The organism is Streptomyces griseus subsp. griseus (assembly GCF_000720255.1).
Classification (GTDB): Bacteria; Actinomycetota; Actinomycetes; order Streptomycetales; family Streptomycetaceae; genus Streptomyces; species Streptomyces griseus_I.
In genome coordinates, this window is sequence record NZ_JOJE01000002.1 from 232,602 (window position 1) to 256,341 (window position 23,740).

Sequence of the window (23,740 nt, forward strand, 5' to 3'; positions counted from 1 at the left end):
GGTGGCCACCGCCGTTCCCGTGGAGCGGGACGCGGTGGCCGGGGCGTTCGCGGGCCCCGGTCGTGAGGTGCGGCTGCCCGGCGTGACCCCGGTCCGCTTCGGCGAGGGGTACGACCTGCTCGCCGCCGGTGTCGGCCCCGCGCTCGCCGCCGCCGGCACGGCCACGGCCCTCACCGCGGCCGCCCTCGACGGCGCCCCTTACGGCCTGGTCGTGTCCGCCGGGATCGCCGGCGGTTTCCCGCCCGAGGCGCCGGCCGGCTCACTGGTCGTCGCCGACGCGATCACCGCCGCCGACCTGGGCGCGGAGACCGCCGAGGGCTTTGTTTCGGTCACGGATCTGGGCTTCGGCACCGTCACCCACCGTCCACCGGAATCACTCGTACGAGAGGCCGCGGCCGCCGTCGGAGCGCGTACCGGCACCGTGCTGACCGTCTCGACGGTGACCGGGACCGCCGAACGGGCCGCCGCGCTGCGCGCCCGTCACCCCGCCGCCCTCGCCGAGGCCATGGAGGGCTTCGGGGTCGCCGAGGCGGCCGCCGCGCACGGGGTGCCCGTCCTGGAGATCCGCGCGGTCTCCAATCCCGTCGGCCCGCGCGACCGGGCCGCCTGGCGCATCGGCGACGCGCTGGCGGCCCTGACCGAGGGCTTCGGGAAGCTCACGCCCGTACTGGAAGGTTGGAACCGGCATGACCAGTGAGCCCCTGCGGATCGCGTACTCGCCCTGCCCCAACGACACCTTCGTCTTCGACGCCCTCGCCCACGACCGGGTCCTGGGCGCGCCCGCCCTCGACGTGACCTTCGCGGACATCGACGTCACCAACGGCATGGCCGAGCGCGGCGAGTTCGACGTGCTGAAGGTGTCGTACGCGGTGCTGCCGTACGTCCTCGGCGACTACGCGCTGCTGCCCTGCGGGGGTGCGCTGGGCCGGGGGTGCGGGCCGTTGGTGCTGACGCGGGAGGAGGGCGTGGACCTCACCGGGCGTACGGTCGCCGTGCCGAGCGAGCGCTCGACGGCGTACCTGCTGTTCCGGCTGTGGGCCGCGGACACGGTCCCCGAAGGGGTCGGCGAGATCGTGGTGATGCCGTTCCACGAGATCATGCCCGCCGTACGGGACGGGAAGGTCGACGCCGGCCTCGTCATCCACGAGGCGCGCTTCACCTACCAGGACTACGGGCTGCACAAGCTCGCCGACATGGGCGAGCACTGGGAGAGCACGACCGGCCTGCCGATCCCGCTGGGCGCGATCATCGCGAAGCGGTCGCTGGGGGCCGACGCGCTGCGGCTGCTGGCGGACTCGATCCGGACGTCCGTCCGTGCGGCCTGGAACGACCCCGAGGTGTCCCGCCCGTACGTCATGGAGCACGCCCAGGAGATGGACCCGGCCGTCGCCGACCAGCACATCGGGCTGTACGTCAACGAGTTCACCGCCGACCTCGGCGAGGACGGCTACGCGGCGGTCCGGGGACTGCTGACACGCGCGGCGGCCGAGGGACTGCTGCCGCCCCTCGGCCCGAACGCGCTCGACTTTCCGTGACGGTCTATACGTCCAACTGGTCGGCGACCGCGCGCAACAGACCCGCGATCTTCTTGCCGGACGTCTTCTCGGGGTAACGGCCCTTCTCGAGCATCGGCGTGATGTTCTCGAGCAGGGTCGTCAAATCCTGAACGATGGAGGCGAGTTCGTCCGGCTTTTTACGCTGTGCGGCCGCGACCGAGGGCGTCGGGTCGAGGAGGACGACCGAAAGGGCCTGGTCGCCGCGCTGTCCGGCGACGACACCGAACTCCACCCGCTGGCCCGGCTTGAGCGCCTCGACTCCGGCGGGGAGGACCGAGGAATGGACGAAGACGTCACCGCCGTCGTCGCGGGAGAGAAAGCCGAAGCCCTTCTCACTGTTGAACCACTTGACCTTGCCGGTGGGCACGTCTGTCCTCGTCCTCGTACTCGTCGGAAAACTGCTGATTAACGCACTGGGGCGGGTCGTCGGGACCCGCCGGTACCAAGGCTAATGGTCTCCGGGCGGGTGACAAGACGTCGCCCGGTTGTTCCTTCGCGCAGGGAACTACCCTGGTCGAGTGCGTGACAAAACCCAAACGAATTCCGCCGCGCCCGGTGACCGATTGATCCGAGCCGGAGCCGTCGTGTTCTTCATCGGTGCGGTGGCCACTCTCGTCACGGTGGCCCCGCTCCTTCTCGGTACGTCGCCTTTTCCGACGTACATGTTCGGACTGAGCATGCTCATGGGCGTCGGGTTCCTGCTGGCCGGTGCCGGAGTGCTCCGGTCGATCGCGGCGGGGCGGCGTCAGGCGCGCGGCGCGTCCAGGTAGCCGGCGAGCCACTCGGGGAACGCGGTCAGGTCCGGGAGGACCACGTCGGCCCCGAACGCGCGCAGTTCCTCGACGCCGTACGGGCCGGTCGCCACGGTGACCGAGAGGGCACCGGCCGCGCGCGCACCGCGAACGTCGCCCTCGTGGTCGCCGACGTACACGCCGGCCCCGTGCTCGATCAGGGCCCGCGCCTTCTGCTCCGCCCACAGGTCGCCGACCAGCACGTCCGGCTCGATGCCGAGGTGCTTCAGGTGCAGCTTGGCGTTGGGCTCGTACTTCGCGGTGACGACGATCGCCCGTCCACCCACCTGCTGTACGGCGGCGATCGCCTCCCGCGCGCCCGGCAGCGCGGGCGTCGCGGTGATGGCGACGCCCGGATACATCGACCGGTAAAGATTCACGGTGGCCTCCACCTCCTCCGCCGGGAACCAGTTCGCCAGCTCCTGCGTGAGCGGCGGCCCCAGCCGCGTCACCGCGAGATCGGCATCGATGTACGTCCCCGTCCGCTCCGCCAGCGCGGTGTAGCAGGCGTGGATACCGGGCCGCGAGTCGATGAGCGTCATGTCGAGATCGAAGCCGACGGTGAGGGCGGGGGAGGGGGAGGGGTCAGGGGAGCTTGTGGAGGCCATATGGGCCATTGTGCAGAGGCGCTCCGCTGGGAGGTGTGCCGGGGACCACGGGGGCGGCCAGACGCCTACTTCTGCCGCTGGGACCGCCACACCAGGAACAGTGCCGATGCGACGGCCGCCCCCCGCACCACCCACGGCCAGGTCTGGGCGACCGCCTCGTTCAGGTGGCCCTCGGCGATGGGGGTGCCCCAGCGGCCGTTCGTGCGGCCCCAGAGCCAGACGAGCCCGGCCGTGACCGCGAGCCCCGGGAGGCCCATCACCGCCCACTTGGACTCCGCGGCGGTCAGTCGGCGGGAGGCGTACGCGATGAGCCAGCCGAGGATCAGCACGAACCAGTTCCCGAGCACCGCGCCGGCGACCAGACAGCAGGCGGCGAGCAGGAGCAGGGGGTTGCTCCAACTGCCGCGCCGGAAACGGGGAATCCGCCGCTTGACGACCGGCTCCTCGACCACCTCGACCTCGGCCACGGCCTCCTCCGTGACGGCCGCCTTCGCCTCCTCCGGCCGCTCCTTGGGCGGTGGCGGCTTGAGCAGGTCGGGGATCTCCACTCCGCCCACGAACCCCGGCACCTCGTCACCGAGCCCGAACGAACTGCCCCCGTCCGACTGCCACCAGTCGGGCCTGCTCACCCCGCTCCCCAGCTCCTGCGCGCTCGCGAGATGCGGCGGGGCGGGACCGTCGGACACCGGGCGACTCGGCGCCGCGGGACGCTGACGGGGCCGCGGTACGACCCGCCGGATCCCCTTCGGCCGCTCCTCCCGGGTCTCCCCGTCCCGCTGTACGGGCACGGCGGGCGCCGGCGCCCGCGGGACGCTCCGCGCTCCACCGGACGCGGCGGAGACGACGTCGTCCGGGCTGCCGAGCCGGTCGATGATGCGGCGCACGGCCGCCGGACTGTCCACGGGTGCCTTCGCACGACGCCGGTCGATCTCGTTGCGCAACTCCGAGACGAGCCGCATCCGCGCGGCCGACGGCAACTGTCGCTGCTGAGCCACGTCCCCGACGCGGCTCAGATACTCGAAGACGACCTGATCGCTCTCGATCCCCACGAAGCCCCTCCGGGGCGGGTGCGTTGGATTACCCCGTTGGGGACGAAGGTAGCGCAGGTCAGCATCGATCAGCCCGTACGTACCCGGCCCGACCGCCGGAGGCGACCCGCTACCGTGGGTCGGATGAGCAGTCCGGCTACACCGCCCCGCTCCCTCGCGGAAGCGCTCCGCCGCAGGGACGACGTCTCCCTGGCCGCCCTCCTGCGCGCCCGCCCCGACCTCATCACCCCCGTCCCCACCGACCTCACGCAGCTCGCCACCCGCGCCGGCACCCGGGCCTCCGTCGTCCGCGCCCTGGAACGCCTGGACCGCTTCGCCCTCCAGACCGCGGAGGCCCTGGCCGTCGCCGCGGACCCGGCGACGTACGACGAACTGCTGGGCCTGATGGCCGGTGACGACCGCGACCCGGCCGTCACCGCCGCGCTCCCCGCCGCCCTGGCGGCCCTGCGCGTGCAGGCCCTGGTCTGGGGCGCCGACGACCGCCTCCGGCTGGTCCGCACGGCCCGCGAACTGCTCGCCCCCTCCCCCCAGCACCCGTCCCCGACCGGCCTCGGCCCGACAGTGCAGGAGGCGACCGCGGGCATGTCGCCGGGCCGCATCCAGGACATCGTCACCGCCGCCGGGCTGCCCTCGACGCACGACGCCGTCTCCGCCGTGGCCTCCCTGACCGCCCTGTTCACCGACCGCGAGCACATGGCGGCGCTGCTCGCCGAGGCCCCGCAGGAGGCGCGGGACGTCCTGTCCCGGCTGGTCTGGGGCCCGCCGTACGGCCAGGTCACCTCCGACCCCGCCGCCCACCTGCGCTGGCTCCTGGACCGCGCCCTCCTCGTGCCCACGGCGCCGGGGACGGTCGTACTCCCCCGCGAAGTGGCCCTGCACCTGCGGACCGGCCGCGCGCACCGCGAGCCCGAGCCCGTGCCGCCGACGGTGGAGGCGACGGCGGCGCACCGGCCCCAGATCGTGGACGCGACGGCGGCCGGGCAGGCGTACGCGGCACTGGCGACCGTCGAGGAACTGCTGAAGGACTGGGACGAGGGCGGCCCCGCGGTGCTGCGGGCGGGCGGACTCAGCGTGCGCGACCTGAAGCGGACGGCAGTCGCCCTCGACCTGCCCGAGCCGGTCGCCGCGTTCTGGGTCGAGCTGGCGTACACGGCGGGACTGCTCGCGTCGGACGGGGAGGCCGACGAGCGGTACGCGGCGACACCGGCGTACGACGAGTGGCTGGAGCAGCCCGCGGCGCGGCGCTGGGCACGGCTGGCCGAGACGTGGCTGACCGCGACCCGCACCGCCGGGCTGGTCGGCGGCCGGGACGCCAAGGACCGGACGCTGTCGGCACTGGGCCCCGGTCTCGACCGCTCGGCCGCGCCCGAGGTCCGCCACCGCGTACTGACCCTGCTGGCGGCCCTCCCCGAGGGCGCGGCCCCCGCCGCCGAGTCCGTCCTGACCCGCCTCCGCTGGGAGCGCCCCCTGCGTGGCCCCCAGCAGGAGGACGACCTGCGCACCCGCCTGGCCCGCTGGACCCTCTCCGAGGCTGAACTCCTGGGCGTGACGGGCCGGGGCGCCCTGTCGACCCAAGGCCGGGCCCTGCTGGGCGCGTCCACGACGAGGGCACCGGAGCCGGGGACGGGCGCCGCGACTGCGCCCGGGGGCAGCCCGTCCGAGGCGGCCCCCGCCGGCCCAGGCGACAAACTCCCCGTCCACCACCACCCCACCCTCCGCCCGGAGCCCCTCTCCCCCGCCGAGCAGGCCGTCGCCTCCGCGGCCGCCGCCCGTCTCCTCGCCCCCCTCCTCCCCGAACCGCTCGACCACGTCCTGCTCCAGGCCGACCTGACCGCGGTGGCCCCGGGCCCGCTCAAGCGGCCGCTGGCCGACGTACTCGGCGTCCTCGCGGACGTCGAGTCGAAGGGCGGGGCGACGGTGTACCGCTTCACGCCCGCCTCGGTACGCCGGGCCCTGGACGCCGGCCGCAGCGCGTCCGACCTGCACGCCTTCCTCACGGCGCACTCCCGCACGCCGGTGCCGCAGCCGCTGACGTACCTGATCGACGACGTGGCGCGCAGGCACGGCCACCTCCGGGTGGGCGCGGCCTCGGCGTACGTGCGCTGCGACGACGACGCCGTACTGAACGAGATCCTCGCCGACAAGCGCGCCGCGGCCCTGCGCCTGCGCCGCCTCGCCCCCACGGTCCTGGCGGCCCAGGCCGACCCGGCGACGCTCCTGGAGGGCCTGCGCGCGATGGGTTTCGCGCCGGCCGCCGAGTCCGCGGAGGGCGATGTCCTCATCGCCCGCGCCCACGCCCACCGCACTCCGCCCCGCACGGCCCCCGAGCCGGTCCCGGAAGGCCCGCCGGTCCCCGACGTCACCCTGCTCACGGCCGCGATCCGCGCGATCCGGGCCGGCGACCTGGCCTCCACCACCCCCCTGAAACCGGCGGAGACCACCGCCCTGGCCCCCGGTGAACTCCCCCGCACCAGCTCCGCCGAGACCCTCGCCACCATGCAGGCCGCCGTCCTCACCGGCGCCTCCCTCTGGATCGGCTACGTCAACGCCGAGGGCACCGCCAGCCAGCGCGTCATCGCCCCCGTCCGCGTCGAGGGCGGCTTCGTCACGGCCTACGACCACACGGCCGACGAGGTCCGCACGTACCCACTGCACCGGATCACGGGGGTGGCGGAGCTCGCGGACGACTGATGGTGACCCGCCGGTGATCGTTCGGCGATAGGGCAGACTGGACGTTTGACCGTTGTGGAAAGGGTGTGCCGCGCGTGAATGGACCGTTGATCGTCCAGTCCGACAAAACTCTGCTCCTGGAAGTCGACCACGAGCGGGCGGACGACTGTCGTCGGGCCATCGCGCCGTTCGCGGAGCTGGAGCGGGCGCCGGAGCACATCCACACGTACCGGGTGACTCCGCTGGGGCTGTGGAACGCGCGGGCCGCCGGGCACGACGCCGAGCAGGTCGTGGACGCGCTGGTGGAGTACAGCCGGTATCCGGTGCCGCACGCGCTGCTCGTCGACATCGCCGAGACGATGGACCGGTACGGCCGGCTGACGCTGAGCAAGCACCCCGCGCACGGGCTGGTCCTCACGACCACCGACCGGCCGGTGCTGGAGGAGATCCTGCGGTCGAAGCGGGTCATGCCGCTGGTGGGGGAGCGGATCGATCCGGACACCGTGGCCGTGCACCCCTCCGAGCGGGGGCAGATCAAGCAGACGCTGCTGAAGCTGGGCTGGCCCGCCGAGGACCTCGCGGGATACGTCGACGGCGAGGCGCACCCGATCGAGCTCGCCGAGGACGGGTGGGCGCTCAGGCCGTACCAGAAGCAGGCCGTGGAGAACTTCTGGCACGGCGGCAGCGGGGTCGTCGTCCTGCCCTGTGGCGCCGGGAAGACGCTGGTCGGGGCCGGGTCCATGGCGCAGGCCAAGTCGACGACGCTGATCCTGGTGACGAACACCGTCTCCGCCCGGCAGTGGAAGCACGAGCTCGTGAGGCGGACCTCGCTGACCGAGGACGAGATCGGTGAGTACAGCGGGACGCGGAAGGAGATCCGGCCCGTCACCATCGCCACGTACCAGGTGCTGACCACCAAGCGGAAGGGGATCTATCCCCACCTGGAGCTGTTCGACTCCCGGGACTGGGGCCTCATCGTCTACGACGAGGTGCATCTGCTGCCGGCGCCCGTCTTCAAGTTCACCGCGGACCTGCAGGCGCGGCGGAGGCTGGGCCTGACGGCCACCCTCGTGCGGGAGGACGGGCGCGAGTCGGACGTGTTCTCGCTGATCGGGCCCAAGCGGTTCGACGCGCCGTGGAAGGAGATCGAGGCGCAGGGGTACATCGCGCCCGCCGACTGCGTGGAGGTACGGGTCAACCTGACCGACTCCGAGCGGCTCGCGTACGCCACCGCCGAGACGGAGGAGAAGTACCGCTTCTGTGCGACGACCGCGACGAAGCGGAAGGTGACGGAGGCGATCGTGCGGAAGTTCGCCGGTCAGCAGATCCTCGTCATCGGGCAGTACATCGATCAGCTGGACGAGCTGGGTGAGCATCTGAACGCGCCCGTGATCAAGGGCGAGACGTCCAACGCCCAGCGGGAGAAGCTGTTCGACGCCTTCCGGGAGGGCGAGATCAGCGTGCTGGTGGTGTCGAAGGTGGCGAACTTCTCGATCGACCTGCCGGAGGCGACGGTCGCCATCCAGGTGTCGGGGACGTTCGGGTCGCGGCAGGAGGAGGCCCAGCGGCTGGGACGGGTGCTGCGGCCCAAGGCCGACGGGCACAAGGCCCACTTCTACTCGGTCGTGGCACGGGACACCATCGACCAGGACTTCGCGGCGCACCGCCAGCGGTTCCTGGCGGAGCAGGGGTACGCGTACCGGATCGTGGACGCGGACGAGATGCTCGGCGAGAGCTGACCGCCCGATTGCGGTTACTTACGGCGGACGCCGGCTTCCTCGCCGTACTCGCCGAGGATGATCACGTCGAAGGCGGCGCCCGCGAACACCTTGATCGCGCGGAGGGCGTCGCCGAGGAGGTGGCGGGGTGCGTCGGTGAGGGGTGTCGCGCCGGACGGGCGACCGGGGGCTGGGGTGAAGGTCGCTGCACTCATGTCTCCATGGTGCGTCGGCGGGCATAAAGGGGGCATCGGTCCCAGGTCCTGATCTTCCGTACTACTTGGGTACCGTCCGGAGCCCAGGCTTCCCCTAGGGGTAGGGCTCCCCCTACTGGGGGAAAACCGTTCGCGGCCTCCTCCCCCGCTCCCCTACAATCTCCGCTCTTGCCCGCCTCCCTCACGGAGTGCCGCCGTCCGGACGGAAACCGGTCGGCACATCGCAGCAGCGACCCAGCCCGCAGCACCTTCGGAGGCACCCCCTTGTCCACGCCCGTCGACGACGACCCCCTCTCCCGCGAGCGCGCCCACCTCTCGGGCTCCCGTGCGGCGCTGCGCGCCATGCGTGAGGACGTCGAGTCCCTCGACATCAGCGACGTCACCGCGAACTGGGTCAACGCCGAGGTCCTGGCCCGCCAGATCGACGAGCGCGTCAAGGCGCTGGCCGACCTCAGCGACACCCCGCTCTTCTTCGGCCGCCTCGACTACCTGCACTCCCCCGGCGCGGAGCAGGCAGAGGGCGCGGAGGGCGAACGCTTCTACATCGGGCGTCGGCACGTGCACGACCACGACGGCGACCCGATGGTCATCGACTGGCGGGCACCGGTCTCGCAGCCGTTCTACCGGGCGTCGAAGAAGGACCCGATGGACATCGCGCTGCGCCGCCGCTTCGGGTACACCCGCGGCGACATCACGGCGTACGAGGACGAGCACCTCTCCGACCCGGCCGAGGCGGCGACCACCAGCAAGCTGCTCCAGCAGGAGATCGAGCGGCCGCGTGTGGGTCCGATGCGGGACATCGTGGCGACGATCCAGCCGGAGCAGGACGAGATCGTGCGCTCGGGGCTCTCCGGCAGCGTCTGCGTCCAGGGCGGCCCCGGCACCGGGAAGACCGCCGTCGGCCTGCACCGCGTGGCCTACCTCCTCTACGCCCACCGGGAGCGGCTCGCCCGCACCGGCACCCTGGTCATCGGGCCGAACCGGTCCTTCCTGCACTACATCGAGCAAGTGCTGCCCGCACTGGGCGAGTTGACCGTCAAGCAGGCCACGGTCGACGACCTGGTCGCACACGTCGAGGTCCGGGGCACGGACGACGCGGCGGCCGCGGTCGTGAAGGGCGACGCTCGGATGGCGGAGGTGCTGCGCAGGGCGGTCTACGCGCACGTGAGCATGCCCACCGAGCCGGTCGTCGTCGTGCGCGGTTCGCGCCGCTGGCGCGTTCCGGCGTACGAACTCGAGGACATCGTCCGTGAGTTGCTCAACCGGGACATCCGCTACGGCGCCGCCCGCGAGGCCCTTCCGCAGCGCATCGCGCACGCCGTCCTGGTACAGATGGAGCGGGCCGGGGAGGCGCCGGACGACCGGGTGCAGGACGCGGTCGCCCGCAACAGCGCGGTGAAGGCGGCCGTGAAGGCGCTCTGGCCGGCCGTCGACCCGGCGAAACTCGTCCTGCGGCTGCTCACGGACGCGGACTTCCTCGCCGAGCACGCGGAGGGGGTCCTCGGCGCGGACGAGCAGAAGACGATCCTGTGGGCGCTGCCTGGATCTGGTAAAAGGGCGGTGCGGTCGGTGAAGTCCGCCAAGTGGTCGGCGGCGGACGCGGTGTTGATCGACGAGGTGACGGACGTCGTCGAGCGCACGCACTCCCTGGGTCATGTCGTCCTCGACGAGGCGCAGGACCTCTCCCCCATGCAGTACCGGGCCGTCGGCCGCCGCTGCACCACCGGTTCCGCGACCGTCCTCGGCGACCTCGCGCAGGGGACCACCCCCTGGTCCACCCGGAGTTGGGACGAGGCCCTGACTCACCTGGGCAAGTCCGACGCCGTGATCGAGGAGCTGACGGCCGGTTTCCGGGTGCCGACGGACGTCATCACCTACGCCTCCCGACTGCTCCCGCACATCGCCCCGGGCCTGACCCCGGTCGCCTCGGTCCGTGAGAACCCGGGCTTCTTCGATCTGCGCTCGATCGAGGACACCGCGGAAGTCGTCGCCGCGTGCGAGGAGTTGCTGCGCAACGAGGGCTCGACCGGCCTGATCGCGGCCGACGCCCGCGTCCCGGCACTCGCCGAGGCGCTCACGGCGGCCGGCATCCCCTTCCTCGCCCCCGGGGAGGAGACCACCCAGGAGACCCGCCTGACCCTCGTGCCGGCCTCCCTGGCCAAGGGCCTGGAGTACGACTACGTGGTGCTGGACGAGCCTCGGGCGGTCGTGGACGGAGAGCCCGACGAACGCACGGGCCTGCGCCGCCTGTACGTGGCCCTGACCCGAGCGGTGTCGGGCCTGATCGTCACCCACACGGGGCCACTGCCGGAGCAGCTCGCCTGAGTCGGACGCGCTCTGGGCGTGCCAGGAGGAACGCTGCCGAGCTGCGGGTATACAGTCCAGAGGCTTGGTCAAACTCCGTTCGCATCGAGTGTGGACCGTGGGGTTGGCTGTGTTCGGGCTCGTAGGCCTGGGGACGGCTGTCGCCGCCTTGGTGCGGCCCCAGCCCGGTCGGCCATCGGCTTGGTGCCGGTGTTCCCCGTGGTTCCCCGCTCGATCTGGCGCGCTCGTGGTGCACGTCTGCTGCCGAGCTCCCACAAGGGCTCTGCTTGAATCAGCCCATGGCTTCCATCGGCGCACCGGACGAGACACGAGGGACGAAGGAGCTCGCGGTCTGGTGCGGCGGAGTGTCCGTGGCGTGCTGGTTTTGCTGCCCCTTCTGGACACTCGTCTGCTTCCTTGCGCTGCCCATGGCCGTCGTCGGCCTTGTGCGGGCCTACGTCGAGTACCGGGCGTCAGTGCGTGGCCGGGCGAGCAGGTCGCGAGCCGTGGTGGGTGGTGCGCTGTCCCTCCTGGGAGGAACAGCGGCGATCGCCTACGTGGTCTTTCTGGCCACCCACCCGGACCTTCCCGTCCAGGGGTAGTGGTCCCCGGGCACACGGGCCCCCGGTCGAAGCGACTCGGCTCCGGCTACCGAGACGCGTCCAGAACCCTCCGCCACTGCGCCACCGCCGCCGCCGAGACCGGTCCCGCCCAGCCGTCGGGGCGGGCCGCGCCGCCGATGTGGAAGGCGTCGACGCCGGCGGCGAGGAGGGGCGGGACATGGTCGAGGCGGAGGCCGCCGCCGACCAGGATGCGCTGTTCGTAGCCGGGCTCCCCCTGCCTCGCCGCCTCCGTCAGCAGCGTGGGGAGCCCGTCGTCGACGCCGGTGGCCGCGCCCGCGGTGAGGTAGGTGTCCAGGCCGGGGAGCCCGTCCAGTTGCTTGCGGAGGGCGTCCCGGTCGGCGGCCCGGTCGATCGCCCGGTGGAAGGTCCAGGGGCACCCGTCGAGCACGCCGACGACCCGCTCCACCGCGGCCAGGTCCACTCCGCCGTCCGCGTCGAGGAACCCGAGCACGAACTCCTCGGCCCCGGCATCGCGCAGTTCTCCGGCGACCCCGGCCAGCCGGTCGACGTCCCCCGCGGCGAACCCGTCCGCGAGTCGCAGCATCACGCGGGGCGCGATGTCCACGGCGGCGCGGACGCCGGCCACGGTCCGGGGTGACGGGGTGAGCCCGTCGGCCGCCATGTCGGTGACCAGTTCGAGGCGGTCCGCGCCCCCGGCCTGGGCGGCGACGGCGTCCTCGACGTCGAGGGCGATCACCTCCAGGACTGCACGCTTGCTCATGGGACCCCATTCGTCTCGGGCTCAGTTCAGGCACTACAGGTCTAGTCCAATTGCGCCCAGCCTACGCCCCCGGACCCGCCACCCCCGCCTCCTGCCTCTTCGACCGTCGCCCTCAGAAAAAACCCCGCGCCCGCGTACTCCCGAAAGCGACCGGCCCTCCACCACCCGCATCAGCGCGGCCGGACAGTGCGCCACCACATCCCGCACCGTCCAGCGCCACCACATCCCGCACCGTCCAGCCGGGACACGCGGCGAGCGGCAGGGCGAAGTCCGCGTCGGGCCGGGCCCGCAGCAGCGGCACCAAGACGTCCCGCTCGATCACCAGCAGCCTTCCGAGCAGTTCGGGGTCACGCACGTCGTGCGCATCCGTCGTCGTCACGGGCCCCACGCCAGGACGCGCCGGGAGGTCAGACGGGAGAATGGGGGCATGGCCGATCTCGACGTCCTGCGCACCCGTTTCACCCGGGCCCTGGAAGGAGCCCGCGGGCCGGCCGCCGGTCCCGACCCCCTCCCCTACGCCGACAACCTGCTCACCCGCTGGCAGGAGCCACAGCGCCGCTACCACACGCTCGCGCACCTCACCGCGGTCCTCGACCACGTCGACGTACTGGAGAAGCACGCCGACGACCCGGACGTCGTACGGCTGGCCGCCTGGTTCCACGACGCCGTCTACCTCCCGGACCGCTCCGAGAACGAGGAGCGCTCCGCCCGCCTCGCCGAACGCGCCCTGCCCGAGGCCGGGCTGCCCGACACCGAGACCGCCGAGGTGGCCCGTCTGGTCCGCCTCACCGTCACCCACGCCCCGGCCGACGACGACCGCGACGGGCAGGTGCTGTGCGACGCCGACCTCGCGATCCTCGCGGCGCCGCCGTCCGCGTACGCCGCCTACACGACCGCCGTCCGCGAGGAGTACCACTTCGTCCCGAACGACGCCTTCCGCGCCGGCCGCTCGGACATCCTGCGCCAACTCCTCGCCCTGCCCCGGCTGTTCAGGACGCCGTACGGCGAGGAGAAGTGGGAGGCGACAGCGCGCCACAACCTGCGCGGCGAGCTGGAAATGCTGTCGACCTGAGGGCGTGGCGGTGCTTACGCTCGGGCCCATGCGAGACATGGGTGCCGAACGCTTGGAAGAAGCCGTGGCGAGCTGCGTGGCGCTGCTGCGGACGGCGGAGGACCGGGACTGGGAGGGCACCGGAGCGGGTCGGCTGGAGTGGAGTTGCCGGCGGACGGCGCTGCACATGGCCGAGGCCCTCATGCGCTACTCCGGTCAGCTGGCGGCACGCGCGCGGGAGCGGTACGTCCCCTTCGCGCTGCCCCTCGACGACGCGGCCAACGGAGAGCTGCTGCGAGCGGTCGAGACCACGCAGCGCCTGCTCTGCGCCGTCATCCGCACCACTCCGGACGACGTACGCGCCTTCCACCCCTACCCCTTCGGCAGCGCCAACCGCGACGGCTTCGCCGCGATGGGGGTCGCCGAGGTCCTGCTGCACACCCACGACATCGCCGAGGGCCTCGGCCTGACCTACGAACCGTCCGCCGAACTCCCGGAGTTCGTCCTCACCCGGATCTTCCCGCACGTCCGGCCCGACACCGACCACTGGCGCACGCTGCTGTGGGCCACCGGCCGCGGCGACCTGCCCGACCGCGCCCCGGTCACCGACTGGCACGGGAACCACAACCTCGTCATCCCCACCGAACGCCTCACCCTCCAGGGCGTGACCCCCGCGGCCGCCGCCGACCTCGGCGCGGGCGGCGACGGCGGCTTCGACTGGGTCGACAGCGGGCCGTTCCAGGGCACCCGCGAGGCCGCCGGGATGCTGCTGAAGGCGTACGAGGCGGGCGTGCACCGCCCGGAGTGGGGTGTGTTCGTCCTGGTCCGGCGGGAGGACGGCCGCGCGGTCGGCTGCATGGGCTTCCACGGCACCCCCGAGGAGGGCCGCGCCGAGGTCGGCTACGACCTCTCCGAGGACGCCCGCGGCCACGGCTACGCCACCGAGGCCCTGCGCGCCCTCTCCGACCGGGCACTGGCACGCGACGAGGTGACGGCGCTCATCGCGGTGATCGACCACGACAACACACCCTCACGGGCAGTGGTCTCCCGCGCCGGCTTCGTCGAGGCCGGCGAGCCGGGGGACAACGAGGACGAGGTCGTCTACGAACGGCGCGGCTGACCGGGCCGGAGCCTGCTACGAACTGCGCGGCCGACCGGGCCGATCGCCGCGCCGCCTCCTGCGCAGCCCCGCTCCCAGCAGCAGCCGCACCACCTCGCGGCTGCTCACCTCCACCGCCCCCGCACGCACGGCGTCCGCGTAGTGGTGGGCCGGGATGTCGTAGTGGTCGCGCTCGAAGGCCCGCCGGGGCACACCCATCTCCGCGGCGAACAGGTGCAGTTCGTCGTACGAGACATCGCTGACGAGGTGGGACCACAACCGTCCGTGGCCCGGCCAGGTCGGCGGATCGATGTAGACGGTCACGAGGACGGCGCCCCGCCCGTCGCCGACCCCAGGCCACCGACCGCGGCGACCTTCACGCCCGCCTTGTGACACACCCAGTGCGGATCGGGCCCGAGTTCCGGTTCGACGTCCAGGGCGTGCGGATCGCCGGAGCCGCAGACGGGGCACAGCGGCCAGCGGCCGTACTTCTCGAGGAGCGCGTCCTGCACGTCCTGGGCGACCAGCCCGGCGACGTACGCCACACCGTCCGGCCACTGCTCGACCCACCAGCGCCGCTGCACGACCGAGTCCTCGACCATGGACACGACGTCCGCCGCGGCCACCTCACCCGCGGCGAGATCGGAGAGCACCAGGGCGCGTGCCGCGTGCAACGCCTGCTCCAGGGGGCTGATGGGATCCATGCACCCATTGTGCGCACTCTTGACCAGAACACGGGTCCGAAAATATCTTTCAGATGTGAGCCGTGACATGAAGGAAATTTTCGGAACCGGTCAACCGGGAGGCGCGCCGCCCGCCCCCGCCGTCCTCGCGGCCAAGGTGCGCACCCTCGCCCCCTCCATGACCCGCTCCATGCAGCGCGTCGCCGAGGCCGTCGCGAAGGACCCGGCCGGCTGCGCCGCCCTCACGGTCACCGGCCTCGCCGAACGCACCGGCACCAGCGAGGCCACCGTCGTCCGCACCGCCCGCCTCCTCGGCTACCCCGGCTACCGCGACCTCCGCCTCGCCCTCGCCGGCCTCGCCGCCCAGCAGCAGTCCGGCCGCGCCCCCGCCCTCACCACGGACATCTCGGTCGACGACCCCCTCGCCGAAGTCGTCGCGAAGTTGGCCCACGACGAACAGCAGACCCTCGCCGACACCGCGGCCGGACTCGACACCACGCAGCTCGGCGCGGCGGTCACCGCGGCGGCGGGCGCGCGCCGCATCGACGTGTACGGCATCGGGGCGTCCGGGCTCGTCGCCCAGGACCTCGCCCAAAAGCTGCTGCGGATAGGGCTCATAGCCCACGCGCACACCGATCCGCATCTCGCCGTCACCAACGCGGTGCAGCTGCGGTCGGGTGACGTGGCGATAGCGATCACCCACTCCGGTTCGACCGGCGACGTGATCGAGCCACTCCGGGTCGCCTTCGAACACGGCGCGACGACCGTCGCGATCACCGGACGCCCGAACGGCCCCGTCACCCAGTACGCCGACCACATCCTCACCACCTCCACGGCCCGGGAGAGCGAGCTGCGTCCCGCGGCGATGTCGTCGCGGACCAGTCAGCTGTTGGTCGTGGACTGCCTGTTCGTGGGGGTGGCACAACGAACGTACGAGACCGCGGGCCCGGCGCTGGCAGCGTCCTACGAGGCGCTGGCCCACCGGCACAGGCAGCGGCGGTAAGTCCTCCGAGAAAGGCCCGGGCCATGACCTCCCCGTTCCCCTCCTCCGGCCATTCCCGTGACCTCCGCGCCGAGTTGGCCTCGCTCACCACCGAGGCCTTCCGCCCGGAGCTCGCGGACATCGACCAGCTCCCGACGCTCGACATCGCCCGTCTCATGAACGCCGAGGACACCGGCGTGCCCGCCGCCGTCGCCGAGCGGCTGCCGGACATCGCCGCGGCGATCGACGCCGTGGCGGAACGGATGGCGCGGGGCGGCCGGCTGGTCTACGCCGGTGCCGGGACGGCGGGGCGGCTGGGGGTCCTGGACGCGTCGGAGTGCCCCCCGACCTTCAACACGCTGCCCGGCCAGGTCGTCGGCCTCATCGCGGGCGGCCCCGACGCCATGGTCACGTCCGTGGAGGGCGCTGAGGACGCGAGGGAGTTGGCGGAGGCGGACCTCGACGCGCTCGCGCTGAGCGCCGACGACACGGTGATCGGCGTCTCCGCCTCCGGCCGCACCCCGTACGCCATCGGCGCCGTGGAGCACGCCCGGGCCCGGGGCGCCCTGACCATCGGGCTGTCCTGCAACGCGGACAGCGCGCTCGCCGCGGCCGCCGAGCACGGCATCGAGGTCGTCGTCGGCCCCGAACTGCTCACCGGCTCCACCCGGCTGAAGGCGGGCACGGCACAGAAGCTGGTGCTCAACATGGTCTCGACGATCACGATGATCCGCCTGGGCAAGACGTACGGGAATCTGATGGTCGACGTACGCGCCTCCAACGACAAGCTGCGCGCCCGCTCCCGCCGTATCGTCGCCCTCGCGACGGGTGCCGCGGACGAGGAGGTCGAGGCGGCGCTGGCGGCCACGGACGGCGAGGTGAAGAACGCGATCCTGACGCTGCTGGCCGACGTGGACGGCCCGACGGCTGCCCGCCTGCTGCAGGAGTCCGGCGGCCGGCTGCGCGCGGCCCTGGCGACGGCGACGTACCAGCCGCCACGCGACTAGCCGCTACGACGCCGCAGCCCGCCGTAGAAGGTGACGGCGCCGACGACGAGGGTCAGACCGGCGCCGCAGGCGAGGGTGATCTCAGTGGTGTTCTCCTGCTCCGGCCCGTCCGGGAGCCGGGGGTCGAGCAACCCGAGCGGATCCTCACGAATCTCCACCCGGTCCCCGACCTTGGCCTGCCCGAAGCAGTTCTCCTGCTGGGACACCTCGTACGTCGCCCTCCCGCCCCCGACCTCACGCACCGTGCAGTACATGTCGGGCCCCCGCCGCTGATCCCGATCCACGACGCCGGTGACGACGGCGGCGACGGGCCGGCCGACTGTCTGCATATACCCCTCCTGAACAGCGGGCCCCGCGAACAACGTCAGCCCGAACCCCGCGAAACAGACGACCGCGGCGGCCCCGCCCCGATGCCAGCGTCCCCCGACCACCCATGCGGCACCGGCCACGACCGCCAGCATGAGCACGACCCCGACCCAGGTGACCCACTGTCCGACGGCTGCGGCAAGGACGAGGGCGACGGGGAGAAGGAGCGCCCAGAACAGGGAGTTGAGCGCTTTGCTCCCCTCACCCGCCACCACTTCGTCCTCCAAGACCCCCACCCCGTGACCATCCATGTCCCCGCACCGCCATTCGTCGCGCCCACGCCTGCGTCCACTCGGACGGTACGTCACCCCGGGGACCGGGACAGCCACCACCAGCAGTCCCCGGCCTACCCTTGGGGGGCCAGCGTCGAGCGCCCGCCCCGTGGGCGTCGGCTCGACACCGAGAATCTCAAGGACTGCGCCGACTGACATGAACCACGCCCAGCTCACCGCCCTCGGCCGTGCCCTGCGTCTGCTGGGGGAACACGGGGAGGCCCTGACCGGCGACACGCCGGACGCCAAGCTGCACGAGGTCAAGGCGGATCTGCGGCGGGCGCTGGATCTGCTGGACGAGAGCGTTGCCGGTGCCGCGCCCAGTACGAGGTGCGCCGAGCACCCCAACGGGCCCGTCGACGAGGCCGCCCCCGACCTGTGCCTGCTGTGCGAGACGCGGCGCCGGGCCGCCCGGCGGTCGGAGTTCAACGGGGCGTACGGGCCGCAGTCCCGGCCCGCCGAGGCGCCCACCCCCTCGCCGTCCCGTTATGGCACCAGCGCCGACCGCCCCCGGCCCCAGCAGCGCTGGCTGCCGGAGCTGTGGAACGGGCGGGAGTGGCAGCTGTGCGGTACGCCACGCCGGGACCGGCGCGAGGCCGAGCTGTACATCGCCGCCCAGCGACGCGGGTCGCGGCCCGCGATGGCGTACCGGCTCGTGCACGAGTTCACCGACTACGAGGTGCTGCGGGTGTGGGGTACGCCCGTGCAGGTGGACATCGAGCCGATGGGGAACCTCTGAGTCCGGCTACGCCTTCACCGCCCGCGTCCCCGGCTCCGCCGGCTCCCCCGCCACGGGCGTCCCCGGCCCTCCGGCCGTCCGCTGGCGCGGGATGAACGACGCCACCGCGAAGGCCAGCAGGGCCGCGCCCGCGCCGATCGCGAGGACGGTGCGGAAGCCGTCCTTCGAGGGGAGGGCGAAGCCGCCGAACTCCGTGGTCATCTGAGCGAGGATCACACCGGCGATGGCGCTGGCGGACGACGTGCCGATGGACCGCATGAGGGTGTTGAGGCTGTTCGCTGCGGCCGTCTCCGACGCCGGTACCGCGCCCATGATCAGCGCGGGCATCGAGCCGTACGTGAAGCCGATACCGGCGCCGATGACGCAGGACACCAGGACGAAGTGCCAGACCTCCGACATGAGCGCGATGTTGATGAGGTACCCGGCGGCGACGATCACCGCGCCGATCATCAGCGTCACCTTGGGGCCCTTGGCCTTGGAGACGGCGGCGGAGACGGGGGCGGTGGCCATCATGACCAGGCCGGACGGGGCCATGACCAGACCGGCGGCCAGCATGGACCTGCCGAGACCGTAGCCGGTCGCGGCGGGCAGCTGGAGCAGCTGGGGAAGCACCAGGGACATCGCGAACATCGCGAAGCCCACGGCGATCGAGGCGAGGTTGGTGACGAGGACCTGGCGCCGGGCGGTGGTGCGCAGGTCCACCAGCGGGGCCTGGACCCGCAGTTCCCACCAGCCCCACACCAGGAGCACGACGACGGCGGCGGCGAACAGGCCGAGCGTGGTGCCGCCGGTCCATCCCCAGTCGGCGCCCTTGGAGATCGCGAGCAGCAGGCAGACCAGGCCGGTCGCCATGCCGACGGCACCCACCAGGTCGAAGCGGCCGCCGGTGCGGACCTGGGACTCGGGTACGAAGAGGCCGACGAGCACGGCGGCGACGACACCGAGGCAGGCCGAGGTCCAGAAGAGGACGTGCCAGTCGAAGTTCTCCGCGATGAGCGCGGCGGCGGGGAGGCCGAGGGCGCCGCCGACGCCGAGGCTGGCGCTCATCAGGGCGGTGGCCGAGCCGAGCCGTTCGGCGGGCAGTTCGTCGCGCATGATGCTGATGCCGAGCGGGATGACGCCGGAGGCCAGGCCCTGGAGGACACGGCCGATGATCATCGGGGTCAGGGTGTCGCTGAGGGCGGCCGTGACCGAGCCGGCGACCAGCAGGGCGATGCTGACCAGCAGCATGCGGCGCTTGCCGTACATGTCACCGAGGCGGCCCATGACGGGAGTGGCGACGGCGGCCGCCAGCAGGGTGGCCGTGACCGCCCACGCGGTGTCCGACGCGGAGGCGCCCAGCAGCTTCGGCAGCTCGGGGACGATCGGGATGACCAGCGTCTGCATCAGCGAGACGACGATTCCGGCGAAGGCGAGGACCGCCACCACCGTGTTCGGCCGGGGCGGGGCGGATGTTCCCCCGGCCTCGGTGGGGCGGGCAGGAGCGTCGGGCATGGAGGGCCTCCGTCGGGGATGGTCCGTGTACTTGACCGAGGCAACCTTAAGTCACTTGCTTGACTTAACCAAGTGATCAAGGCCTCCAGAAACGCCGAAGGCCGGGGTGCCACGGCACCCCGGCCCCTACAGGATCGGCTCGGCTCAGCTCAGCGTCTTCAGCGCCGACGCCTCGTACGCCGTCAGCTCGTCCAGACGGCCGTCGAGGACCTTCGCCGCCCACTGCGGGTCCTGGAGCAGGGCGCGGCCCACGGCCACCAGGTCGAACTCGTCGCGCTCCAGGCGGTCCAGGAGGTTGTCGAGGCTGCCCGGCGTGGCGCCCTCGCCCGCGAAGGAGTGCAGGAAGTCGCCGCCGTCGAGGCCGACGGAGCCGACGGTGATGGCCTGCTTGCCGGTGAGCTTCTTGGTCCAGCCCGCGAGGTTGAGGTCGGAGTCGTCGAACTCGGGGACCCAGTAGCGGCGGGTGGAGGCGTGGAAGGCGTCGACGCCGGCCGCGGCGAGCGGGGTCAGGATGGCCTCCAGCTCCTCCGGGGTCTCGGCGAGCCGGGCGTCGTAGGCGTCCTGCTTCCACTGGGAGTAGCGGAAGATGACGGGGAACTCCGGCGAGACCGTCTCGCGCACGGCGGCGACGATCTCGGCGGCGAACTTGCTACGGGCGACGGGGTCGCCGCCGTAGGCGTCGGTGCGGCGGTTGGTGCCGGACCAGAGGAACTGGTCGATGAGGTAGCCGTGGGCGCCGTGCAGCTCGACGCCGTCGAAGCCGATGCGCTCGGCGGCCGCGGCGGCCTCGGCGAACGCGCCGATGACGTCGTCGAGGTCGCGCTGGGTCATCGCCTTGCCGGTGCCCTCGGTGCCGTCGGTGCGCACGCCGGAGGGGCCGACGGCAGGGGCGTCGGCGACGGGCGGCGAGCCCTGCTTGCGGACCATGCCGATGTGCCACAGCTGGGGCACGATCGCGCCGCCGGCCGCGTGCACGTCCTCGGCCACCTTGGCCCAGCCCGCGAGCTGCTCCTCGCCGTGGAAGCGGGGGACGCTGTCGCTCTCACCGGCGGAGTCGTGGCCGACGTAGGTGCCCTCGGTGACGATCAGACCGACGCCCGCGGCGGCCCGGCGGGCGTAGTAGGAGCGCACGTCCTCGCCGGGGATGCCGCCAGGGGAGAACATCCGGGTCATCGGCGCCATGGCGATGCGGTTGCGGAGGGTCAGCCCGTTGACGGAGACCGGCCGGGAGAGGATCTCGGCGGCACGGGAGGCGGGGTTCTGGGGGATGGTCACGCGGGGTTCCTCCTGGGGACCAACTGGTATGTGCACATGCAATAAAGTGATCTTCCACGTCAACCACTCCGCCCGCCGTGTCCATCCCGGCGGGCGCCGGAAACCCCTGTGATCCCGAACACGCCCGAGGGCGGCACCCCCTGTCTCCAGGGAGTGCCGCCCTCGGCACGGAAAGGACGGTTCCGATCCTCGGGGAGGATCAGAAGTCCATGTCACCGCCCGGCATGCCGCCGCCGGCCGGGGCAGCGCCCGCCTTCTCCGGCTTGTCGGCGATGACGGCCTCGGTGGTGAGGAAGAGCGCGGCGATGGAGGCGGCGTTCTGCAGCGCGGAACGGGTCACCTTCGCCGGGTCGATGATGCCCTCGGCGATCATGTCGACGTACTCACCGGTCGCGGCGTTCAGGCCGTGGCCGACCTGGAGGTTGCGGACCTTCTCCACGACGACGCCGCCCTCGAGACCACCGTTGACGGCGATCTGCTTCAGCGGGGCCTCCAGCGCGAGCTTCACGGCGTTGGCGCCGGTCGCCTCGTCACCCTCGAGGTCCAGCTTCTCGAAGACGGAGGACGCCTGGATGAGCGCCACGCCACCACCGGCGACGATGCCCTCCTCGACGGCGGCCTTCGCGTTGCGGACGGCGTCCTCGATGCGGTGCTTGCGCTCCTTGAGCTCCACCTCGGTGGCGGCTCCGGCCTTGATGACCGCGACACCGCCGGCGAGCTTCGCCAGGCGCTCCTGCAGCTTCTCGCGGTCGTAGTCCGAGTCGCTGTTCTCGATCTCGGCGCGGATCTGGTTCACACGGCCCTGCACCTGGTCCGAGGAGCCGGCACCGTCGACGATCGTGGTCTCGTCCTTGGTGATGACGACCTTGCGGGCCTTGCCGAGGAGGTCCAGGGAGGTGTTCTCGAGCTTGAGACCGACCTCCTCGGAGATGACCTCGCCGCCGGTGAGGATGGCGATGTCGTTCAGCATGGCCTTGCGGCGGTCGCCGAAGCCCGGGGCCTTGACGGCGACGGACTTGAAGGTGCCGCGGATCTTGTTGACGACCAGGGTCGACAGGGCCTCGCCCTCGACGTCCTCGGCGATGATCAGCAGCGGCTTGCCCGACTGCATGACCTTCTCCAGGAGCGGGAGCAGGTCCTTGACGTTGGCGATCTTGGAGTTCGCGATCAGGATGTACGGGTCGTCGAGGACGGCCTCCATACGCTCCATGTCGGTCGCGAAGTACGCCGAGATGTAGCCCTTGTCGAAGCGCATGCCCTCGGTGAGCTCGAGCTCCAGACCGAAGGTCTGCGACTCCTCGACGGTGATGACGCCTTCCTTGCCGACCTTGTCCATGGCCTCGGCGATGAGCTCGCCGATCTGGGTGTCGGCGGCGGAGATGGAGGCCGTGGAGGCGATCTGCTCCTTGGTCTCGACATCCTTCGCCTGCTCGAGCAGGGCACCGGAGACGGCCTCGACGGCCTTCTCGATACCGCGCTTCAGAGCCATCGGGTTGGCGCCGGCGGCGACGTTGCGCAGGCCCTCGCGGACCAGCGCCTGGGCGAGAACGGTCGCGGTGGTCGTACCGTCACCGGCGACGTCGTCCGTCTTCTTGGCGACTTCCTTGACCAGCTCGGCGCCGATCTTCTCGTACGGGTCCTCGAGCTCGATCTCCTTGGCGATGGAGACACCATCGTTGGTGATCGTGGGGGCGCCCCACTTCTTCTCGAGGACGACGTTGCGGCCCTTGGGGCCGAGCGTCACCTTGACGGCGTCCGCGAGCTGGTTCATGCCGCGCTCGAGGCCGCGCCGCGCCTCCTCGTCGAACGCGATGATCTTGGCCATGTGAAGTGGTCCCTCCAGGACTGGGGGTGATTCCTTCGGACCGCGCCCGCGCCCGCGACGGACGGCTCGCCTGCCTCGTGGTTCCTTGCCCCACCCGGCTTGCGGGCCTCACCGACCCGGTCCTTCGTTGTCACTCTCACCTTCAGAGTGCTAACGCAATGATTAGCACTCGCCCCTGCCGAGTGCAAGCGCCTCCCCCGGATCCGCAGGTGAACGCCGGATGCCACGACTGCCGACGGAGCGTCCGGGCAGACCGAAGGGCTCGCACCCCGGGAGGTACGAGCCCTTCAAAGATGTTCAGAAGAACGACGCTGCGTCGGCGCGTGCTTCAGCCGGTCGCGAGTCGGACCATGTCCGCCTGCGGCCCCTTCTGGCCCTGCGAGATCTCGAAATCGACCCGCTGACCCTCTTCCAGGGTGCGGTATCCGTCCATCTGGATCGCACTGTAGTGGACGAATACATCCGCACCACCGTCGACCGCGATGAAGCCGTACCCCTTCTCCGCGTTGAACCACTTGACGGTGCCCTGAGCCATGCCTAACTCCCCTATTACTGGCCCTTGCACAGATCCACACTTCGCGGATCCGGGTCAGACCTCACCCCCCGCTTTGGTTGGGGGCGTGCGCCGGAACGCGTCGACCGCGGCCGAATGTATCTGTCCAACTGCCGTCTGCAACAGGTCAATCGGACGA

At 72.0% G+C, this 23,740-nt stretch carries 24 protein-coding genes and 1 pseudogene; 12 read left to right on the forward strand and 13 right to left on the reverse strand.

Annotated elements, in window-relative coordinates; genetic code table 11:
* Position 1: 1 nt before the first annotated feature.
* Positions 2-697, forward strand: coding sequence for a futalosine hydrolase (locus IG99_RS04670; RefSeq protein WP_199815452.1), 696 nt, complete (start codon positions 2-4; stop codon positions 695-697).
* A complete protein-coding gene (locus IG99_RS04675; protein ID WP_037670067.1) occupies positions 687-1,535 on the forward strand; it encodes a 1,4-dihydroxy-6-naphthoate synthase in 849 nt (282 codons plus the stop codon). The genes IG99_RS04670 and IG99_RS04675 overlap by 11 nt, the downstream gene beginning before the upstream one ends.
* 4 nt (positions 1,536-1,539) lie before the next feature.
* Here IG99_RS04675 and IG99_RS51600 read toward each other — a convergent pair whose 3' ends face one another.
* Positions 1,540-1,923: a cold-shock protein gene (locus tag IG99_RS51600; RefSeq protein ID WP_037670070.1), complete on the reverse strand. Its 384-nt coding sequence runs from the start codon at positions 1,921-1,923 to the stop codon at positions 1,540-1,542.
* Between the two features lie 151 nt (positions 1,924-2,074).
* Between IG99_RS51600 and IG99_RS04685 the strand changes: the two genes are divergently transcribed.
* The gene (locus tag IG99_RS04685) at positions 2,075-2,326 is read left to right on the forward strand and encodes a hypothetical protein (RefSeq protein WP_037670071.1); all 252 of its coding nucleotides are present in this window, start codon (positions 2,075-2,077) and stop codon (positions 2,324-2,326) included.
* On the opposite strand, the gene IG99_RS04690 is transcribed toward IG99_RS04685, so the two are convergent.
* Positions 2,302-2,964, reverse strand: coding sequence for an HAD family hydrolase (locus IG99_RS04690; protein WP_037670072.1), 663 nt, complete (start codon positions 2,962-2,964; stop codon positions 2,302-2,304). The two genes, IG99_RS04685 and IG99_RS04690, sit on opposite strands and share 25 nt — an antisense overlap.
* 56 nt (positions 2,965-3,020) lie before the next feature.
* On the reverse strand, positions 3,021-4,004 hold the full coding sequence (locus tag IG99_RS04695; RefSeq protein ID WP_037670073.1) for a hypothetical protein: 984 nt from the start codon (positions 4,002-4,004) through the stop codon (positions 3,021-3,023).
* A 123-nt stretch (positions 4,005-4,127) separates the two neighbouring features.
* Between IG99_RS04695 and IG99_RS04700 the strand changes: the two genes are divergently transcribed.
* Both IG99_RS04700 and IG99_RS04705 read left to right on the forward strand, forming a co-directional pair.
* Positions 4,128-6,695: a helicase-associated domain-containing protein gene (locus IG99_RS04700; protein ID WP_037670076.1), complete on the forward strand. Its 2,568-nt coding sequence runs from the start codon at positions 4,128-4,130 to the stop codon at positions 6,693-6,695.
* 74 nt (positions 6,696-6,769) lie between these two features.
* On the forward strand, positions 6,770-8,413 hold the full coding sequence (locus IG99_RS04705) for a DNA repair helicase XPB (protein WP_037670249.1): 1,644 nt from the start codon (positions 6,770-6,772) through the stop codon (positions 8,411-8,413).
* Positions 8,414-8,427: 14 nt separating this feature from the next.
* Here the strand turns inward: IG99_RS04705 and IG99_RS04710 are convergent, their stop codons facing one another.
* Positions 8,428-8,607, reverse strand: a complete 180-nt coding sequence (locus tag IG99_RS04710; RefSeq protein ID WP_037670078.1) for a hypothetical protein — start codon at positions 8,605-8,607, stop codon at positions 8,428-8,430.
* Positions 8,608-8,871: 264 nt separating this feature from the next.
* Here IG99_RS04710 and IG99_RS04715 point away from each other — a divergent pair, with 264 nt between their 5' ends.
* Both IG99_RS04715 and IG99_RS04720 read left to right on the forward strand, forming a co-directional pair.
* Positions 8,872-10,932 carry a HelD family protein gene (locus IG99_RS04715; protein WP_037670080.1) on the forward strand — a complete coding sequence of 687 codons (2,061 nt, stop codon included), beginning with the start codon at positions 8,872-8,874 and terminating at the stop codon, positions 10,930-10,932.
* A 278-nt stretch (positions 10,933-11,210) separates the two neighbouring features.
* A complete protein-coding gene (locus tag IG99_RS04720) occupies positions 11,211-11,513 on the forward strand; it encodes a hypothetical protein (RefSeq protein ID WP_037670081.1) in 303 nt (100 codons plus the stop codon).
* 46 nt (positions 11,514-11,559) lie between these two features.
* Here IG99_RS04720 and IG99_RS04725 read toward each other — a convergent pair whose 3' ends face one another.
* Together IG99_RS04725 and IG99_RS04730 are read right to left on the reverse strand one after the other, a co-directional pair.
* Positions 11,560-12,255: a copper homeostasis protein CutC gene (locus tag IG99_RS04725; RefSeq protein WP_037670083.1), complete on the reverse strand. Its 696-nt coding sequence runs from the start codon at positions 12,253-12,255 to the stop codon at positions 11,560-11,562.
* A 135-nt stretch (positions 12,256-12,390) separates the two neighbouring features.
* Positions 12,391-12,634 (reverse strand): annotated as a pseudogene (locus IG99_RS04730) (maleylpyruvate isomerase family mycothiol-dependent enzyme); the annotation flags it as partial.
* 48 nt (positions 12,635-12,682) lie between these two features.
* Here IG99_RS04730 and IG99_RS04735 point away from each other — a divergent pair.
* Both IG99_RS04735 and IG99_RS04740 read left to right on the forward strand, forming a co-directional pair.
* Positions 12,683-13,327, forward strand: coding sequence for an HD domain-containing protein (locus IG99_RS04735; protein WP_037670087.1), 645 nt, complete (start codon positions 12,683-12,685; stop codon positions 13,325-13,327).
* 28 nt (positions 13,328-13,355) lie between these two features.
* Positions 13,356-14,426: a GNAT family N-acetyltransferase gene (locus IG99_RS04740; RefSeq protein WP_107055824.1), complete on the forward strand. Its 1,071-nt coding sequence runs from the start codon at positions 13,356-13,358 to the stop codon at positions 14,424-14,426.
* 15 nt (positions 14,427-14,441) lie between these two features.
* Here IG99_RS04740 and IG99_RS04745 read toward each other — a convergent pair whose 3' ends face one another.
* The gene (locus IG99_RS04745) at positions 14,442-14,729 is read right to left on the reverse strand and encodes a DUF4031 domain-containing protein (protein WP_037670089.1); all 288 of its coding nucleotides are present in this window, start codon (positions 14,727-14,729) and stop codon (positions 14,442-14,444) included.
* The gene (locus IG99_RS04750; protein WP_037670091.1) at positions 14,726-15,109 is read right to left on the reverse strand and encodes a hypothetical protein; all 384 of its coding nucleotides are present in this window, start codon (positions 15,107-15,109) and stop codon (positions 14,726-14,728) included. The genes IG99_RS04745 and IG99_RS04750 overlap by 4 nt, the downstream gene beginning before the upstream one ends.
* A gap of 55 nt (positions 15,110-15,164) precedes the next feature.
* Here IG99_RS04750 and IG99_RS04755 point away from each other — a divergent pair, with 55 nt between their 5' ends.
* Together IG99_RS04755 and murQ are read left to right on the forward strand one after the other, a co-directional pair.
* Positions 15,165-16,091 (forward strand): MurR/RpiR family transcriptional regulator, encoded by a 927-nt coding sequence (locus tag IG99_RS04755; RefSeq protein ID WP_078947528.1) that lies wholly within the window; start codon positions 15,165-15,167, stop codon positions 16,089-16,091.
* A 23-nt stretch (positions 16,092-16,114) separates the two neighbouring features.
* Positions 16,115-17,077 carry an N-acetylmuramic acid 6-phosphate etherase gene (gene murQ / locus IG99_RS04760; protein ID WP_037670096.1) on the forward strand — a complete coding sequence of 321 codons (963 nt, stop codon included), beginning with the start codon at positions 16,115-16,117 and terminating at the stop codon, positions 17,075-17,077.
* Here the strand turns inward: murQ and IG99_RS04765 are convergent.
* Positions 17,074-17,679 carry a hypothetical protein gene (locus IG99_RS04765; protein WP_199815450.1) on the reverse strand — a complete coding sequence of 202 codons (606 nt, stop codon included), beginning with the start codon at positions 17,677-17,679 and terminating at the stop codon, positions 17,074-17,076. The two genes, murQ and IG99_RS04765, sit on opposite strands and share 4 nt — an antisense overlap.
* A 193-nt stretch (positions 17,680-17,872) precedes the next feature.
* On the opposite strand from IG99_RS04765, the gene IG99_RS04770 reads away from it, so the two are divergent.
* The gene (locus IG99_RS04770; protein ID WP_037670099.1) at positions 17,873-18,454 is read left to right on the forward strand and encodes a hypothetical protein; all 582 of its coding nucleotides are present in this window, start codon (positions 17,873-17,875) and stop codon (positions 18,452-18,454) included.
* Positions 18,455-18,460: 6 nt separating this feature from the next.
* Here IG99_RS04770 and IG99_RS04775 read toward each other — a convergent pair whose 3' ends face one another.
* From IG99_RS04775 to IG99_RS04790, 4 genes are all read right to left on the reverse strand, one after another.
* A complete protein-coding gene (locus IG99_RS04775; protein ID WP_037670100.1) occupies positions 18,461-19,948 on the reverse strand; it encodes an MFS transporter in 1,488 nt (495 codons plus the stop codon).
* A gap of 144 nt (positions 19,949-20,092) precedes the next feature.
* A complete protein-coding gene (locus IG99_RS04780) occupies positions 20,093-21,223 on the reverse strand; it encodes an NADH:flavin oxidoreductase (protein ID WP_037670101.1) in 1,131 nt (376 codons plus the stop codon).
* Positions 21,224-21,422: 199 nt separating this feature from the next.
* The gene (gene groL, locus IG99_RS04785; RefSeq protein ID WP_037670102.1) at positions 21,423-23,048 is read right to left on the reverse strand and encodes a chaperonin GroEL; all 1,626 of its coding nucleotides are present in this window, start codon (positions 23,046-23,048) and stop codon (positions 21,423-21,425) included.
* A 328-nt stretch (positions 23,049-23,376) separates the two neighbouring features.
* Positions 23,377-23,583 (reverse strand): cold-shock protein, encoded by a 207-nt coding sequence (locus IG99_RS04790; RefSeq protein WP_007493268.1) that lies wholly within the window; start codon positions 23,581-23,583, stop codon positions 23,377-23,379.
* Between the last annotated feature and the right edge of the window lie 157 nt (positions 23,584-23,740).